The sequence below is a fragment of the Nitrospirota bacterium genome (assembly GCA_040755395.1).
Classification (GTDB): domain Bacteria; phylum Nitrospirota; class Nitrospiria; order Nitrospirales; family Nitrospiraceae; genus DATLZU01.
This window is the reverse complement of the sequence record JBFMAX010000002.1, coordinates 260,987-277,255: the sequence shown is the minus strand read 5'-3', so window position 1 is coordinate 277,255 and position 16,269 is coordinate 260,987. Positions and strand designations below refer to the sequence as shown.

At 60.4% G+C, this 16,269-nt stretch carries 13 protein-coding genes and 1 riboswitch; of the genes, 11 read left to right on the top strand and 2 right to left on the bottom strand.

Annotated features, from left to right (window positions below):
- Positions 1–9 precede the first annotated feature (9 nt).
- Complete coding sequence (locus AB1555_05335) at positions 10–1,239, bottom strand: hypothetical protein (protein ID MEW6246118.1); 1,230 nt, start codon at positions 1,237–1,239, stop codon at positions 10–12.
- A gap of 92 nt (positions 1,240–1,331) precedes the next feature.
- Positions 1,332–3,518, bottom strand: a complete 2,187-nt coding sequence (locus tag AB1555_05330; protein ID MEW6246117.1) for a choice-of-anchor D domain-containing protein — start codon at positions 3,516–3,518, stop codon at positions 1,332–1,334.
- A 110-nt stretch (positions 3,519–3,628) separates the two neighbouring features.
- A riboswitch (cyclic di-GMP riboswitch) is annotated at positions 3,629–3,723 on the bottom strand.
- Positions 3,724–4,636: 913 nt separating this feature from the next.
- Between AB1555_05330 and AB1555_05325 the strand changes: the two genes are divergently transcribed.
- The 11 genes from AB1555_05325 (at position 4,637) to AB1555_05275 (ending at position 16,259) form a co-directional block, all read left to right on the top strand.
- A complete protein-coding gene (locus AB1555_05325) occupies positions 4,637–5,944 on the top strand; it encodes a nucleotide sugar dehydrogenase (GenBank protein MEW6246116.1) in 1,308 nt (435 codons plus the stop codon).
- Positions 5,945–6,063: 119 nt separating this feature from the next.
- Entirely contained in the window at positions 6,064–8,430 is a 2,367-nt protein-coding gene (locus AB1555_05320; GenBank protein MEW6246115.1) for a secretin N-terminal domain-containing protein, read from the top strand.
- Positions 8,427–8,933: a type II secretion system protein gene (locus tag AB1555_05315; protein ID MEW6246114.1), complete on the top strand. Its 507-nt coding sequence runs from the start codon at positions 8,427–8,429 to the stop codon at positions 8,931–8,933. The genes AB1555_05320 and AB1555_05315 overlap by 4 nt, the downstream gene beginning before the upstream one ends.
- On the top strand, positions 8,908–9,309 hold the full coding sequence (locus AB1555_05310; protein ID MEW6246113.1) for a prepilin-type N-terminal cleavage/methylation domain-containing protein: 402 nt from the start codon (positions 8,908–8,910) through the stop codon (positions 9,307–9,309). Before AB1555_05315 ends, AB1555_05310 begins: the two co-directional genes overlap by 26 nt.
- Before the next feature lie 181 nt (positions 9,310–9,490).
- Positions 9,491–10,276: a LysM peptidoglycan-binding domain-containing protein gene (locus tag AB1555_05305; GenBank protein ID MEW6246112.1), complete on the top strand. Its 786-nt coding sequence runs from the start codon at positions 9,491–9,493 to the stop codon at positions 10,274–10,276.
- A gap of 50 nt (positions 10,277–10,326) precedes the next feature.
- Positions 10,327–11,541, top strand: coding sequence for a type II secretion system F family protein (locus AB1555_05300; GenBank protein ID MEW6246111.1), 1,215 nt, complete (start codon positions 10,327–10,329; stop codon positions 11,539–11,541).
- Between the two features lie 88 nt (positions 11,542–11,629).
- Entirely contained in the window at positions 11,630–13,357 is a 1,728-nt protein-coding gene (locus AB1555_05295) for an ATPase, T2SS/T4P/T4SS family (GenBank protein MEW6246110.1), read from the top strand.
- A gap of 2 nt (positions 13,358–13,359) precedes the next feature.
- Positions 13,360–14,373: a hypothetical protein gene (locus AB1555_05290; protein ID MEW6246109.1), complete on the top strand. Its 1,014-nt coding sequence runs from the start codon at positions 13,360–13,362 to the stop codon at positions 14,371–14,373.
- A gap of 100 nt (positions 14,374–14,473) precedes the next feature.
- Complete coding sequence (locus AB1555_05285) at positions 14,474–15,082, top strand: PilN domain-containing protein (protein ID MEW6246108.1); 609 nt, start codon at positions 14,474–14,476, stop codon at positions 15,080–15,082.
- Between the two features lie 8 nt (positions 15,083–15,090).
- Positions 15,091–15,648 carry a hypothetical protein gene (locus tag AB1555_05280; protein MEW6246107.1) on the top strand — a complete coding sequence of 186 codons (558 nt, stop codon included), beginning with the start codon at positions 15,091–15,093 and terminating at the stop codon, positions 15,646–15,648.
- Positions 15,649–15,653: 5 nt separating this feature from the next.
- Positions 15,654–16,259: a hypothetical protein gene (locus AB1555_05275; GenBank protein MEW6246106.1), complete on the top strand. Its 606-nt coding sequence runs from the start codon at positions 15,654–15,656 to the stop codon at positions 16,257–16,259.
- Positions 16,260–16,269: the final 10 nt, after the last annotated feature.

The following is a 16,269-nucleotide window of genomic DNA, read 5'->3' as shown; positions in this document are numbered from 1 at the left end:
CCCGAACTACTACTGAATTCGAAGGTTGATCGGTGCAGAAGGGGGTTGAGTGTCGGTCGAACCTCCGGTGGGTGGTCCAATATAGGAACGAGAGATGACGAGGTTGTCGATAACTTGCTGGCCATCCCACTTAGTAGGATCAGCAGAATTGTGATAGGCGACCAGATTGATTATTCCAATCCCGGAGCAGGTCGTGTCACCGCTTCCTGACCCACAAGTGCGCTGCCCTGTCTCCGAATAGATCTTGACTCCATCAACCCACAATTCTGTCAAGCCATCAGCGACATTTTGCCCAGATCCCAGCTTATAGCGCAGCTCGAACGTGTACCACTTGCTTTTGTTCAACCGAAATACCCGCCGAAAAAGTTTTTGGTCATTTGGATTCTGCAAGGCCAACGATTGGAACGGAAAATAATTTTGATATGTGCCGTTGATAATACAATTGATGCATCCCGGGTAGAATTTGTATTCCCCTGCGTCTCCGTACCGTATCGCAATAGCATCGGCAAACTGAGCGTTGTCGACAGCACTGTAAACACAGCCTTGAGTGTGAAGACCGGCATCATAAGACGCATCAGTCGGGCTGATCATATCGGCCGGATAAAAGTAAAGAATTTTATTATCGTAGACACCGGGAATACCACCACACGTGGCGGTGCCATTGATGTACGTATACTTGTCCGTTTTAGGGTCTCCAGGCCACGTGTAGTCGGCCGTAACATAGTATTGAAAGCGGATATAGATATCCTTCGTGGGCGCCGTGCCATTCGCGTAAGTCCCGCTTGGACCTGGATTACGTATCTGCCCGAACGTCGAGCCGTTGCTTGCGGGCCCTTTACTTGAGTCCCAATTTGCGACCCAGACATGGTCAGGTTGGCTACCGCTTGGCATAGCGCCGCTGGGTTTAACCGGGTATTGTGACGCTGGATTGATCTGCCGCCCTTCTGTGCCCCAGACGAAACCAAATACGCCATTGACGAGTCCCGGATTGATCCAATTCGTCAACCATGGACCATAGTCGGGATTTCCCTGGGAGGTCTTGGTAAAATTCTGCGGGTAATTAAAATCTTCACAGAAAATCACCTCCGGCCTCGCACATAGTTCAGCTTCCGCATACGGCTGATTGGCGCGGAGCGGCGCTGCCGCATTGACGGCCGATGCCGGCAGCAAGCCTACCAGTAGTCCAAGTCCAATCTGGACCACAATCAGTCTAATGGCCCACCGTGATGTCGTAACCATACCTTGATACCTCCTCATCACCAAAGACGTCTGTTCCTCTTACCCTGCTGATCCGCTTCACGCTCGCTTATTATACTTGGTCCCCATCCAGATCAGAACACGCTCTTGCTGACCTCGTTCGAATACGCACTTTCGTTTCCCGCACTGTCATAGGCGGTCACGACAAAATAGTATGTCGTGCCGACCTGCAGCCCGGTAGCCACGTAGTTCGTGACGTTGCCTTGCAACGTTGCGATCGGAGCTCCATAGGCGCCCGGCGCCGTCGCCCGGTAAACCTTATACCCGGCCAAATCGCTCTCCGTGTTGGCGTTCCAGGTCAGGGTAGCCGACGATGTCGCCGGCACGTTGAGGGTCAAGGTCACAGGCACCGTTTGCGGGGTATTCGTTGCGCCGCTGGCCGTAATCGTAATGACGGCGTTGTAGGTGCCAGCAGACAAGCCCGACGTGTTGACACTAACTGTGATCGGATCGGTTTCCGTTGTCGTTGTGCCCGATGTCGTGTTCAACGTCAGCCAGGATGCATTGTCGCTGGCCGTCCAAGTCAGGGTTCCACTACCTGGATTTGTCACGTTCACCGTCTGCGCCGCTGGGTTGGCTGCCCCTTGAGCGGCGGTGAACGAAAGGCTGGTCGGGCTCAAGCCAATCGTCGGAGTCTGAGCGGCACTCACGGTCAGCGTCACAGGCACCGTTTGCGGGGTATTCGTTGCGCCGGTTGCGGCAATCGTAATGGCGGCATTGTAGGTGCCAGCCGCCAAGCCAGATACACTGACGCTTGCTGTCACTGAACCATTTCCGGTTCCGGACGCACGGCTAAGCGTGAGCCACGTCGCATTGTCGCTGACAGTCCAGCTTAATGTCCCGGTTCCGGTGTTGGTGATGCTCAACGCTTGATTGCTTGGATTGGCCCCGCCCTGGGTCGCGGTGAAGCTCAGACTCGCAGGGCTATAGCCGATCGCCGGGGTTGCAGGAGCCGTCACCACCAGGGAGACGGTGACGGTTTGAGGCGTATTGGTGGCGCCCGAGGCTGTGATCGTGATCGGCGCACTGACGGTGCCGGCGCTCAATCCCGCCGTGTTGACACTCACTGTGATCGATCCGTTCCCGGTTCCCGATGCCGGGCTCACGCTTAGCCAGGCTGCGTTCTCAGCCGCGCTCCACGCCAGCGTACCCGATCCCGTGTTGGTGATCGTGATTACCTGATTGCCTGGGTTAGCCCCTCCTTGGACACCGGTGAACGACAGATTCGTTGTGCTCAAACCGATGGTCGGTGTCGGCGCAGCCGTGACCGTCAGTATCACAGGGACCGTCTGCGGTGTATTTGTCGCACCGGTCGCGCTGATCGTAATCGAGGCATTGTAGGTTCCGACCGCGAGTCCGGAGTGATTGACGCCTACGGTGAACGATCCGCTATTTGTTCCGGACGCCGAAGCGGCTCCGTTGAGACTTAACCAATTTGCGCTTGAAACGGCGGTCCAATTCAGCGTCTCGGAACCGGTATTACTGATCGTGACGGTTTGGCCGGCCGGGTTCGAACCGTTTTGAACGGCCGAGAATGAGAGGCTTGCCGGAGTCTTTCCAATAGTAGGACTGGTTGTGGACGGCGGTGGCGATGCAGGAGTGGACAAGGACTGTGGCGACAGAATATCGGCCAAGCTGGGCATTTGAGTCAACAGCTTTTGGAGCGCTCTGCCCGCGAAGCTGTTTCCCGACGAAGAACTGTTAGACGCCGGAGCCGCGGTGGATGCACTCGCGGCCGAGGTCAGGTTTGAACTTGAACCGGTGCTTGTAGACGAGGTCGTCGGCACCGACACGGATGAAGACGTGACCGTCGAGATCGAGATGGAACCGGTCCCGCTTGGGGCGTTTTTCGTGGTTCCTCCAGAAGAAGAAGTCGTTGTCGAGCCTTCCTTTTGCCCGGTTGTGGAACTGTCGCTCGTTGTAGGGCTGACGGGTGAAGTCGTCGGAGCACCTTGAACCGGAGCCGGACTGGACAGTGTCGATGGAGTAGTGGGAACCAGTTGCCTGGCCGACGGGCGGCGGATCAGTTTACGGCCCTTGACAGAACGTTGACCGTGTTTGGGATCAGATGGTTGGATGCTCTTCTGCGGAATCGTCGAAGAAGTCGCAGAGGAAAGGGACTCTGCCGCCGCCGCTCTGTCCGCGACGGTCGCCAATCCGACCAGTGCGCTCACGTTCAGGCCGACAACAGAGTAACTCAAGGCTCCGCTGAGAAGCAACGTCTTGAGCAACTGCATGATTCGATCCTTTGACTGGTGCATCGTATCGCTCCTCCGTCCGATCTGGCTCACCACCACATCATACGCGCCATACGAAAACGCCCGTCCACGGACGGGACGGGCGTGCGCACCAATCGGCAGTCACTCATCCTGGTGGCAGCCAGACCAACCATGGGAACAAGTTCTTCCCGACCCCGGTCTCTTGGCTTTGCGTCCTGTCCTCTCGGACAGTTTGCCTTTGTCACCGCTTCGCTCTATCGCCTGCGACAATCTTCCGGAATGTTTTCTTCCTTCCCTTTCCCTCCTTCTTTGGACGATCCGAATAACCGACCGACCAATCACCCGGGAAGAGAGCAAGAGAAATGCCTAAAAGGTGCTGCTACTGGTTTCAAAATTTGCTACTGTAAAAAGAGAAGTAAATTCATGCATTACGACTCAACCGCGTCTATCCATCTTCTTCTTGTGTAATAGGAGACGATGATCTATCTAGGCCATGGTGTAGGAGGTCATCTGATCCCTGTACACCTCTACATAGACTTTAAAAATTCATCTTAACATGCTTATATTCTTACCATTTCACTTCTCTTTGGAGGCTTGATCTGAACGCAATTCTTTGATTTTCCTGAGGCCCAACCACTGTATGCCTTTTCATCCGGTTGACAGAGAAGAGCCAGGGATGACGCCCTTCCCCCGGACCACACTTTCTTCTATCGAAGCCATTGCTCGAAGAACCTGTCGCTCTTGCGCCGTCCCGGGTGATAGGGCAGGAAAATCTTGCGATGGTTCATGGCCTCACAGGATTTCGAATCAGGGCTAACCCTAATCCGAAATTCTTTCCGACCGTGAGCCTATATTCTCCTCGTTCCTATAGGGTAGAGGCAGCGGTGAGGGGGTTCTTCTCGGACACCACCCTCACCTTGTATCCTCTCCCTCTCGTGAGAGGGAGGGGACCTTTTCGGGAAGCAGGGAAAAGCAGTTTCACCGAGGAAAATTTTTTCGGAGTAGGGCTAACTGTGTTGGCTAACCCGAAATGGCGTCGACCAGTACGGGTCGCGTCCAACATAGATATGATTTCCCAACATGGATCAAACGGCTATTTCGTTGACGGAAAATTCATGTTCTGTCATTCTTCAAGAAATTCTGAACACATAGAGGACGCAATGGGACAAGTCAGGGGTAAGAAGCGAGGGCGACGAATTGCCGTGGTGGGGCTCGGGTATGTGGGGCTCCCGATCGCGGTCGCGTTCGGAAAACATGCGCCGGTCATCGGCTTTGACATCAACCGAGCGAAGATCGCCGAGCTGCGCCGAGGCATCGATCGAACGGGCGAGGTCTCCGCCGATGATCTCCGCTCGGCGCGCGTCCACTACACATACGAGCCGGCGGAATTGAAATCCGCTGATTTCATCATCGTCGCGGTTCCCACTCCGATCAACGAAGCCCATCAGCCCGATCTGACCGCTTTGAAGAAAGCGTCGGAGCTGATCGGAGCCAACCTCTCTCCCGGCACGATCGTGGTTTATGAGTCCACCGTGTATCCGGGCGCGACCGAAGAAGTCTGCCTGCCCATCCTCGAACAATCCTCCGGCCTCAAGTGCGGGATCGATTTCAAACTCGGTTACTCGCCTGAACGGATCAATCCCGGCGACAAGGAACATACCCTCGCCAAGATCGTGAAGGTCGTCTCCGCGCAGGATGACGAATCGCTGGAGATCGTGGCGAACACGTACGCCATGGTGGTCGAAGCCGGCATCCATCGGGCCCCGAGCATCAAAGTCGCCGAGGCGGCGAAGGTGATCGAGAACACCCAGCGCGATCTCAACATCGCCCTCATGAACGAACTGGCTTTGATTTTCCATCGCTTGGGCATCGACACCAAATCCGTCCTGAAAGCGGCCGGAACCAAATGGAATTTCCTCAAATTTTCCCCCGGCCTGGTCGGCGGCCATTGCATCGGCGTCGATCCCTACTATCTGACGACCAAGGCCGAGTCGGTCGGATACCATCCGCAAGTCATTCTGGCAGGCCGCCGGATCAACAACGGCATGGGTAAATTCGTCGCGGAACAGACGATCAAACTCCTGAGTCAACTGGAACGGCCGGTCAAAGCTCTGAAGGTGGCCGTGCTGGGCCTCACCTTCAAAGAAAACGTCGCGGACCTGCGGAACAGCCGGGTCCCGGACATCATCAACGAGTTGCGGGAATACGGTGTCCAGGTCGTTGTGCATGATCCCCTGGCTGAACCGGAAGAGGCGGTGGCTGAATACGGCATCCATCTCGCGTCGTGGGACCGGATCAGACAGGTCGATGGCCTGGTTCTGGCCGTCGCCCATCGCGCCTATACGACGATGACCGTGCGAGAGTTGCTGCAGCCGTTACGGCGGAAGCGCGAGGGCGTCATCATCGACGTCAAAGGGGTCCTTAACACGGACGCTCTGCCGCATTCGCTCCGGTATTGGCGACTGTAGACACCTTGAGGCGCGCGGTGAGTGGGGAGAGCCTCTCGCCCAATCACTTGGCAGGCATCGAACCTGCATAACTTTGTTAGGCAGGGCAGCCTCTGCCGCAGGCCGGAGAACGAACACTCATGGGCAGAATGAATAAGCTGGGTCGGCAGGCGGCGCTTGTGTTGACCATCGCGTCGACAATCGCGGGGTGCTCGATCCTGACCTCGCCGAACGCGAAACGCGGGGACCAGCATTTGGCCGGCGGCAACTGGGAAGAGGCCGCGTTGGCGTACCAGCAGGCGTTAAAAGAGGACCCTTTCGACCTGGGTCTCCAACGCAAGTATGCGCTGGCCCGCGAGCGGGCCGCCGCGCAACATGAACAACGCGGCCGGTCGCTGCTCAAAGAGCGACAGATCGAACAAGCCGTCGAAGAATTTAAACAGGCCCTCTCCATCGAACCTTCCAATCCTGAACATCAGTCCGGATTGGCCGAGGCCCTTCGTCTCAAAGAAGCGCGGGATCAGGCCCGCGAGGCTGAGAAACTGTCGCGGTTGGGGCGAACCGAGGAAGCCCTGGAATACTATGCACGCGCGGTCGAACTCGACCCCGCATTGGGTCAAGCTGTCGAAGGCATCGCGCGAATCAGCGAGGAACAGGAAGCCCAAAAGCAAGACACCGGCCTCAGCCAACCCGTCACCCTGCGCTTTCGGAACGCCGGCTTGAAGGAAGTGCTGGAAGGGGTCGCCAAGGCCGGCGGCATCAACCTTATTTTCGATAAGGACGTCCGCAACGATCCGATCACGATCTCCGTTCAGGACACGCCGTTCGAAGAGGCGATCAATCTGATCCTGAACAGCAACAACCTGTTCGCCCGCCGGGTCGGGCCGCAGTTGCTCTTGATCAGTCCCAATACCAAGCAAAAACAGGAGCAATACCAGGATCTCATGATCCGGACCTTTTACTTGTCCAATGCCAAGGCCAAGGATATGTTGGTCCTGCTCAAGAGCATGCTCGACAGCAAGCGGATGCACGCCAACGAGCAGATGAACGCCATCGTCATTCGCGACCAGCCGGAAAAGCTGCAACTGGCCGAGAAGATCATCCTCGCCAACGACCGCCAGGAACCCGAAGTGTTGTTCGACGTCGAAATCCTGGAAGTCAATCGGACCAAGAATCAAATTTACGGGCTGAACTATCCGAAGCAGGCCGGCATGGGGTTGGTCCCGCCGGGATTCACCGGGGTGCTGGCGGCCGACCCGCAGCAGTTCACCTACCGCCAACTGACCAGCCTGGGCCCGGACAGCTATCTCTTCCGTCTGCCGAGCACAGTCCTGCTGGACTTCTTCAAGCAGCAAACCGACGCCAAGACGTTGGCGGCGCCCAAGATCCGGGTGGTGAACAACAAGAAAGCGGAAATCAACATCGGCGACAAACAACCGATTCTGCTCTCGACCACCAATGTCTTGCCCGGTCAGGCCGCCACCGGCGCCGTCCCGACCACCTCCACCGTGACGTCGATCGAGTTTCGGGACACCGGCGTCAAATTGACCGTCGAGCCGGCCATCCGGCTGGCCAACGAACTGTCGTTGAAGATGAAGATCGAGGTGATTCGTATCGGCGATCAGGTCACGTTGCAACAATCCCCCCTCATCCAGCAATTTCGATTCGGGAACCGGTCCGCGGAGACCATCTTGAATATCAAAGACGGCGAGACGATCGTGCTGGGCGGTCTCATTCAGGAAGAAGACCGCAAGACCCGAACGACGATCCCCTGGATCGGCGACCTTCCGGTGATCGGCGATCTGCTCAGTTCATTCAGGACCGAGCGGGTGACGACGGAAGTCATCCTGACCATTACGCCGCACATCGTTCAGAACATGGTCCCGCCCGGCCCCGAGACCCAGGCCTTTTGGTCCGGGACCGAAACGCTCTACGCCACCGCTCCAATGTTCCCCGGCTACCTCCGGAAAACTTCCGGTCCGCCGGAGCTGAGACGAAACGGAACACTCCACGGCTCTTCGACCGATCAGAATCATCGCAATGGTCAAAACGGAGCGTCCGGGCCGACGGGCCTTCCTTCATCGTCGTCCGCCAAAGATGCGCCGTCGCTTTATTTGAAACCGCCCGACCTGACGGCGCAGGTCGGGCGCGAGCTTCGGTTGGATGTCATGGCCGAGCATCTCCGTGGACTGCAGGAAGGGAAGATCACGCTTCGCTATGACCCTCAGGTGTTGGAGTTTCGGAGAGCCATGGAGGGCGACCTGCTCAAGCAAGGGGAAGGAGGCGGGACAGTGACCGCCGCCGCCGACCCGCGCGAAGGCACGGTCGAGTTGACTCTGCGTCGCCCGACTACGCCGCTTTCCGGGGACGGCCCGCTCGTCATGGTGACGTTCCTGGCCAAGACGCCGGGGGTCTCGCCGCTGCAGGTGGAAATGCCGGGCGTATCCGAGCAGGAACGCGCGGAGGACCGCTCGGCGGTCGGACAGGGAGTGGTCAGAGTACGGTGAAACAGTCCGGCGTCACCCTCATTGAACTGCTGGTCACCCTGACGATCATCATGATTCTGGCCTCCGTGGCCATGCCGTTGAGCCGGGTGTCCGGCAAACGGGTTCGCGAGATCGAACTCCGCCAACACCTGCGCACGATGAGGGCCGCCATCGATACGTTCAAGCTGGAATGGAACCGCGACGGCGACATGCTGATCGGTCCAGCCTGTCTCAAGAACAAACTGACGTGCAAGGACGTGACCAGCGTGTACGGGTACCCCAAATCTCTGGATGTGCTCCTCGGCGTCAAACTCACCGGCCAGGAGGCCACCGTCCGCGGGACGACCATGCGTCGGTACCTGCGGGCCATTCCGGTGGATCCGATCACGGGCAAACCCGACTGGCTGCTGCGGTGCTACCGGGATCCGCCCAATCCGACGTCCTGGTGCGGCGATGACGTGTACGATGTTTCGACACAGAGTCAGGATGTGGCCTTGGATGGAACGAAGTACAGGGATTGGTAAGCAACGGCGGTGGGGGTCCCGCGGCTTTACAATCATCGAGTTGATGATGGTCGTCTCGATCGTGGGCATTCTCGCGACGCTGGCTGTGCCGTCCTATCAAACGGCGGTCCGCAAGGCCAAGGAGGCCGCGCTGCGACAAGACCTCTTTACGCTCCGTGATCTGCTCGATCAGCATCGAGCCGACCAGGGGAAATATCCTGATTCCTTGCAAGCATTGGTCTCGGCGGGTTATCTGCGTCGAATCCCGGCGGACCCGTTCACGGGCTCCACGACGACATGGCAGGAAATCGCCGAGCCGACCGAAGGCGGCGTCTTCGATGTCTACTCCGGCTCCGACCTGATCGGCACGAACGGCGTGCCCTATAACCGGTGGTGACGGCGCACCGACCCACGTGGTTCGGATTCAGTCTTCGTGAGCCTTGGGCTCACCCTGTTTGATCCGAAAACCCCCTCCCCGAGACCCTCCCCCTTGAAGGGGGAGGGAAGGGTGGGGGTGAAGCTGACGGCTGTTATCTCTACACAGCATGAACCATTCATCCGACAACCAGACTCACGTCGTGAAAAGAGCGGCGCCCTGGGCGTTTCTGATCCCGGCCCTGTGGTTGTGTGTCGGCTGCGCCGAACTGGAACCGATGGTCGAGCCGGAGGTGGCCGATCTGCAACTCACCATCGACGCGCTCAAGACGGCGATGCGTGACGCCCAACGCACGATCACCGACCTGCGCGGCGAGCTCGAGGCGCGTCGAAAAGAACTCGGGGAGGCCCAGGTCGCGCGGGCCCAACTCGAAGGCAAGTTGCGTGAAACCGAACGGCGGCTGGCCGAAGCGAAACACGTCATCGACCTCCAACGGGAGGAGTTGGCGGCTGCGCGCAACGAACGGGAACGGATCGCCCGCACCGGCCAGCAGCTCCAGGCGCAACTTCGACACCTGCAACGGCAGCTCGCTCAGCACAGCAAACTTCTGCAAGAGTCGGGGGAGGCGGCGCCGGCTGCGGCGCCGCGCAAAGCGTCGCGGAGTCCCGTGCGCGCGGAGCACGCGAGCCTGCCCGCGGTTGCGGAACCGTACGGGACCCCTATCCCGAACGTCTCGACGGCCGAGGCCGACAACGGCACCGGGCGCGCGGCTGAATCCGAACTCCTGGCGCCGCCGCGAACCGTGACGGTCAAAGCGGGAGATACGCTCTGGAGCCTGTCCAAACGGTATCGGGTCAGCCTGGCGGAGCTACGGGCCCTTAACAACTTACGGGATAACCGCATCGAACCCGGTCAGGCCCTGTGGCTCCCCGACGCTCGACCGGCGACTGTCCCAGGAACTCGGAAGGACGGCGTGCAGGCGCCGTAGCACCCTATGCCGCTTCGGGACACCCCCACCAGATTTGCTCAGAGTGATCCATGCCCACATTCGTGTATAGGGTAGCCCGCCCGGACGGCACGACCTCGCATGGCCAGATGGACGGAGAGAGCGAAGGCGCCGTCCGGGCGAAACTGGAAAGCCAAGGGCTCCTCGTCTTCAAGCTCCAGCGCCAAGGCGCGGCCGGCGCGCTGCCCGTCGGTCTCAAGCACAGTTGGGGCAAGCTTCCGCTCCAGGAATTCTTGATTTTTAATCAAGAGCTGCTCGCCTTGGTCAAGGCCGGCCTGCCGATCCTCAAAATCTGGGATCTGCTTATCGAGCGGGCCAGGCATGCGGGGTTTCAGAGCGTCCTTCGGGCTGTGCGCCAGGACATCCGCGGCGGTGCGTCCGCATCGGACGCGCTGGCCAAGCATCCGCAGCATTTTCCGGAACTCTATGTCGCGACGGTGCGGGCCGGCGAGCAATCCGGTAATCTGCCCGAGGTCCTCCGCCGGTACATCGTCTATCTCAAGCTGATGCTGGGCCTGCGCCAGAAGGTGACGAAGGCGCTGGCGTATCCGGCGTTTCTCATCGTCATCGGCATCGCCGTGGTCGGATTTCTCCTCGCCTACGTGATGCCGACGTTCGTCGCCGTCTACGGCGAATCGGCGAGATCCCTGCCTCCGGCCACCCAGGCTCTGATCGAACTGGTGCAGACCGGTCAAGCCAACGCGATTCCGTTCCTCATCGCGCTCGCCGTGTCGGCGACCGCCCTGCGCGCCTGGTACCAGACGCAGACCGGCCGCCGGACGGTGGATCGTTGGCTGTTGCACCTGCCCCTGCTCGGTCAGATTTTCATCGAGCACCATACGATTCAGCTCGCGCGCACGCTGGCCACCGTGCTGGCCGGAGGAACGCCGTTGGTGGATGCGCTGCAGATCTCGCGGGGCGCGGTGTCGAACCGGTTCATCTCCGAAGGCCTGGCGACGGCGGTGGGGCAGATCCGCGAGGGATCGACCTTGGCGGCGGCGCTGGAGGCCCCAAAGATTCTGCCTAAGTTGGCGATTGAAATGCTGTCGGTGGGGGAGGAGACCGGTTCGCTGGAGGCGATGCTCAGGGACGTGGCCGAATTTTACGAAGGGAATCTCGATCTCAGGCTGACTCAGCTCACGACCTGGATCGAACCGGTGCTGCTGCTGGTCATGGGAGTCCTGGTCGGGATCATCGTGATCGTCATGTACCTGCCGGTCTTCCAAATGGCCGGGACCGTGCAGTAAGTATGCGCCTGTTTGGGCTCTTGACTGTTCGCTACCGGCTATTCGCTTTTCGCTATTAGCTCTAAGCTGTTTTTATAGGAGAGCGTCCATGCGACGAAGTCTGGAACGACCATCGTTGTCCGACATTCTGATCGGACAGGGCGCGTTGACCCGTTCGGTCCTCGACCAGGCGGTGAGCCGGTTCGGCGATACCCCGGCAACCCTGGGCACTGCGTTGGTCAACGAAGGTCTGATCACGGAGGAGCAACTGGCCCGCGCGCTGGCCGCGCAGTACGGTCTGCCGTACGATCCCCTCGTCGAGTTTCGCGTCGATCCGCGATTCTTCCAGAGCATCTCGGTCAAGCTGATGCAGCGGCATCCGTTCGTGCCGATCATCGAACGGGACGGCGTGCTCACGGTCGCCATTCCTGATCCGCACAACCTGCTGGCCCTGGACGAGCTCGAGTTGATTCTCAACAGGCCGCTGCGCCTGATCGTCAGTCCGCGCGGCGCGATCCTGAACGCGCTGGAGCACAGCGAGGGGTCCAGTCAGGCTCTCCGGGAATTGGAAGCGGAATATCGTTCGGTCCTGGTCAAAGAGGACGATCGGGGAGAGGAGGTCCTGACCGTCGAGCAGGCCGGCGAAGACCAGAGTCCCGCCGTCAAACTCATCGATACGATCCTCCTGACCGCGCTGCAACGTCGGGCGAGCGACATCCACGTCGAAGCGGCCGACCGCGCCACCCGGGTGAAGTTCCGAGTGGACGGCATCCTCGTGCCGGCCATGGAACCCTTGGACATCAAGCTGCATGCGCCGCTGGTCTCCCGTCTCAAAGTCATGTCGGACCTGGACATCGCCGAACGGCGCGTGCCCCAGGACGGCAGCTTCCGCGTGCGAATGGACCGCAAGACGGTCGACTTCCGCGTCTCCATTCTCCCCAGCGTGTTCGGCGAATCGGTCGTCATCCGGATCCTGGATCGGGAAGCGATCACTTCCGGAGTGTCCGCCTTGCGGCTGGACCGGCTGGGGTTCAACCCGGAGGATCTCAGGCGGTTCCGCCGGGCGACCGCCAGACCGTACGGCATGGTGCTGGTGACCGGACCGACGGGCAGCGGCAAGACCACGACGCTGTATGCGGCCATCAGCGAGATGAACACCCAGGAGGATAAATTGATCACGATCGAGGACCCGGTCGAATACCAACTGCCGGGCGTCGTACAGATTCCGGTCAATGAAAAAAAAGGGGTGACTTTCGCGCGCGGTCTCCGGTCGATTCTCCGTCACGACCCGGACAAAATCATGGTGGGGGAGATCCGGGATCCGGAAACGGCTCAAATCGCCATTCAGTCGGCCCTCACCGGGCACTTGGTGCTGACCACCGTCCACGCCAACAACGTGTTCGACGTCATCGGCCGGTTTACCTCGATGGGAATCGATCCTTACAATTTCCTGTCCGCGCTCAACTGCGTGCTGGCCCAGCGGCTCGTCCGGATCATCTGCCCGTCCTGTCGCGAACAGATCACATTGGACAAAGCGTTGGCCGAAGAGTCCGGACTGGATTACAACCAATACAAGGAGACGCCCTTCTACCAGGGGCGAGGGTGCCACGACTGCCACGGCACGGGATACCGCGGCAGAAAGTGCATCACGGAGTTTCTGAATCTGACCGACGAAATCAAGGAAATGATCATGGCGGACCGGCCGATCTCCGAGATCCGGTATCGGGCGGTGACGGACGGCATGATCACGCTGCGACAGTCGGCGCTCAAAAAAGTCTTTCACGGGGAAACCACGCTGAAGGAAATCAATCGCGTCACCTTCAGCGAGGAGGGTTGACGATGTGGCCGTGGATGGCCGGCCGGCCTCGACACTGCCTGCGCATCGGGGCCCGGGGGCTCGTTTGGGCGGAAGCCCGCCGGGACTGGAAAGGACGGACCCGCCATCGTTGCGCGGTGACGGAGCTGGCTCCGGGGTTGATTCGAGTCTCGCCGGTGGACGTGAATATCGCCGACGCGACGGCGCTGGAAGCGCGCCTCCGCGGCCTGATCGGGCCTGAACGCCAACTCCGTGTCGCCGGACGCACCTTGGTCCGGCAGATCCCGCTGCCCATCGCGCTCATTCTGCCCGATCTGTGCGTCAGAGCCGTCGTCTTTCAATTGGATCAACTCCCGGCTCGGACCGAGGAACGCGAGGCGTTGATTCGCTGGCGAGTCGGCCAGGAGCAACTCGTGCCGCTGGCCGAGGCCAAAGTCGTCTCGCAAGTGCTGTCCCTCGGTCGGCCGGCCAAGGGCCCGCACACCGTCCTGGCGGTCGTCGTCCAAGAAGCGGTCCTCGCGCAATACGAAGCGGTCTGCGAATCAGCCGGGTTGATTCCCTTGGAGGTGGATATCGTCAGCTTCCGCCTCTTCAATCTCTGGGCGTCGGCGACGGGTTGGTCCGGAGCATCGGCCGGAGATCTCATGTGGCTGAATGTGGCGGACGGCGGTCTGACGCTGTTTCTGTTCCACGATGGACGCCTGGCGTTCCTCCGCACCAAACTGCATGGCGCGTCCGGGTCGTCCGAAGACGGCTCCAACGCCGGGCCTGAAGAGCAGAGCCGCAAGGTGATCGACGAATGCCTGGCCTCGATCCAGGCCTGCCGGGAACGCTATCCTCGGTTGGCGTTGAAACGACTGGTGTTCGCCGCCGACGATCCTGACCCGGAGCTGCCGGACATGCTCGCGCAGGAATTGGACCTGACGGTCCAGCCGCTGAACTGGAGCCAGATCCAACGAGCCGGGTGGAAGCCGGCCGGCAAGGTCACGGATGCGGTCGCCATGCCCGCGATCGCGGGTGTCCTGTCACCGTCGTGATGCATCTCTGTTCACGCAGCAGCATGAGCATGCGAAGAACGACTGGCTCAGAGCTGTTCGCTGCTTTCTGCTCGCTGTGCTCTAACCGGAGGGAAAACGCGTGCAGCGGGTGACGCACATTCTACTCAGACATCGCGGGCGTCGTCCGAGGTCGAATCCGTTCCGGATCAATCTCAGCAGCCGGTTTCGCTGGTATGCCAAGCCGGCGCGGCTCGGGCTCATCGTGCTCGTCGTCGTCGCCGCCGCCGCAACGGTCTGGGATCTGGGGCAGATCTGGACCGCTCATGGCGAGGCCAACGACATCGCCGTTGCCTTGCAGCGGGTCAGAGAACAGGACCGGGCGTTCGTGGCCGAATCGGCCAAGGAAGGCATCGATCTCTCCGACGCGGCGCTCCAGCGACTGCCCGGCGAGGTGGCGCTGGCCAATCAGCTCCTGGAGAAACGCGTGTTCTCCTGGACCCGTTTCCTCACGGAACTGGAGCAGGCCATTCCGTCTCGCCTCGCGATCAACAGCATCAGGCTCGACCCCAACAGCTCGATCATCCGGTTGAACGGCGCCGCCTTCAGCCTCGAGGACGTCACGGCGCTCGCCGTCGCGCTGCAGGATCACCCGACGTTCAAAGATCCGGTGTTGGGACAGCACCGGGATGCCGGCAACGGATTGGTCGAGTTCGACCTGACGCTACGCTATCGACCCCAACGGATGTGAATCGCCCAATGGACGCGCTCGTTCGCCTGCTGCGCCAACCGTACGGACCGCTCCTCCCGTGGTTCGGGCTGGCCGGCCTCCTGACCACGGTCTATCTGATCGTGCACACGACGTTCCTGGCCTCGGCCGAGGAGCAACGGACGGCCGTGCAAGCCGAGTGGACCGCCGCTCGGCAGCGGCTCGTCCAGCACATGGAAGCGAAGAAGGTCCGCCAGGACGTCGACCAGGTGATGGCCGTGCTGCTGGCTGAACGGGATTTCGCGCCGCTGGCCCTCGGCGTGACGGAAGAAGCCAAGCGGGACAACGTGACGCTCCCGGCGCTGTCCTATCGAACCGAGGCCACCGGCGTGCCCGGCACGACCAAGGCGGTTCTGCAGGGATCGGTGAGCGGCCGGTACGAAGATCTGCGCCGCTTCATTTACAACCTGGAGACGGCGGAAGAGTTGCTGTTCATCGAAGATTTGGATCTGGTCCGGTCAGGCGACAGTCAGGATGAACGGCTGACGTTCAACATCAAGATCGCGACCTATCTCAGAGGGGAGGCGGGCCGCGTCGCCGCGCCCTGAACCGGATGAGCCTCGGCCACCGGCACCAACTGCTGCTCCTTGGGGTCCTTTGCTCGATCTGGGCGGGGCTTGCCCTGTGGCGCGCGACCGAGTGGGAAGAGCCGGCTCACGCCCCGCTGACCAACGTCTCGGGAACGGTCTCCGGTCAACCGGCGCCGACCCGGCGGGCCGGAACCGGCCTGCATGTCAATCTGGATCTTCTCGCGGCCAGTCGGACCTTGCGGGAGGCCACGTTCACGACCCCCCGGAACATCTTTGCGCCGCCCCGCGCGGATGCCGCCCCGGCGATGAACGCCGCCCAGCCGTTGCCGTCGGATCCGGATCAGACATCGCCGGAGGCCTTGCAACAGCAGGCGGCCTCGGCTGAATTGGCCCGGTTCCGTTACCTGGGCTACATGCAACTGGGCGACGCCCGGCGCATACGGGAAATAGCGTTGCTCGTCAAACAGGAAGAGGTGCACGTCGTCAAGGCCGGCGAAACCATTGAGGATCGGTTTCTGGTCAAGACCATCACGCCGGACGGTGTGACCCTCCAGGAGACGGGCTCGCGCGTCGAGCAGATCGTGCCCCTGGCGCAGGAGCCGCAGCAGCCTCCGCCACCTCAACAATAAAAATAAATAG

Coding starts and splice junctions, on each gene's coding strand:
- AB1555_05335 (MEW6246118.1), bottom strand. CDS start 1,239: ATGGTTACGACATCACGGTGGGCCATTAGACTGATTGTGGTCCAGATT.
- AB1555_05320 (MEW6246115.1), top strand. CDS start 6,064: ATGGGCAGAATGAATAAGCTGGGTCGGCAGGCGGCGCTTGTGTTGACC.
- AB1555_05310 (MEW6246113.1), top strand. CDS start 8,908: ATGGAACGAAGTACAGGGATTGGTAAGCAACGGCGGTGGGGGTCCCGC.
- AB1555_05280 (MEW6246107.1), top strand. CDS start 15,091: ATGGACGCGCTCGTTCGCCTGCTGCGCCAACCGTACGGACCGCTCCTC.
- AB1555_05290 (MEW6246109.1), top strand. CDS start 13,360: ATGTGGCCGTGGATGGCCGGCCGGCCTCGACACTGCCTGCGCATCGGG.
- AB1555_05325 (MEW6246116.1), top strand. CDS start 4,637: ATGGGACAAGTCAGGGGTAAGAAGCGAGGGCGACGAATTGCCGTGGTG.
- AB1555_05295 (MEW6246110.1), top strand. CDS start 11,630: ATGCGACGAAGTCTGGAACGACCATCGTTGTCCGACATTCTGATCGGA.
- AB1555_05275 (MEW6246106.1), top strand. CDS start 15,654: ATGAGCCTCGGCCACCGGCACCAACTGCTGCTCCTTGGGGTCCTTTGC.
- AB1555_05300 (MEW6246111.1), top strand. CDS start 10,327: ATGCCCACATTCGTGTATAGGGTAGCCCGCCCGGACGGCACGACCTCG.
- AB1555_05330 (MEW6246117.1), bottom strand. CDS start 3,518: ATGCACCAGTCAAAGGATCGAATCATGCAGTTGCTCAAGACGTTGCTT.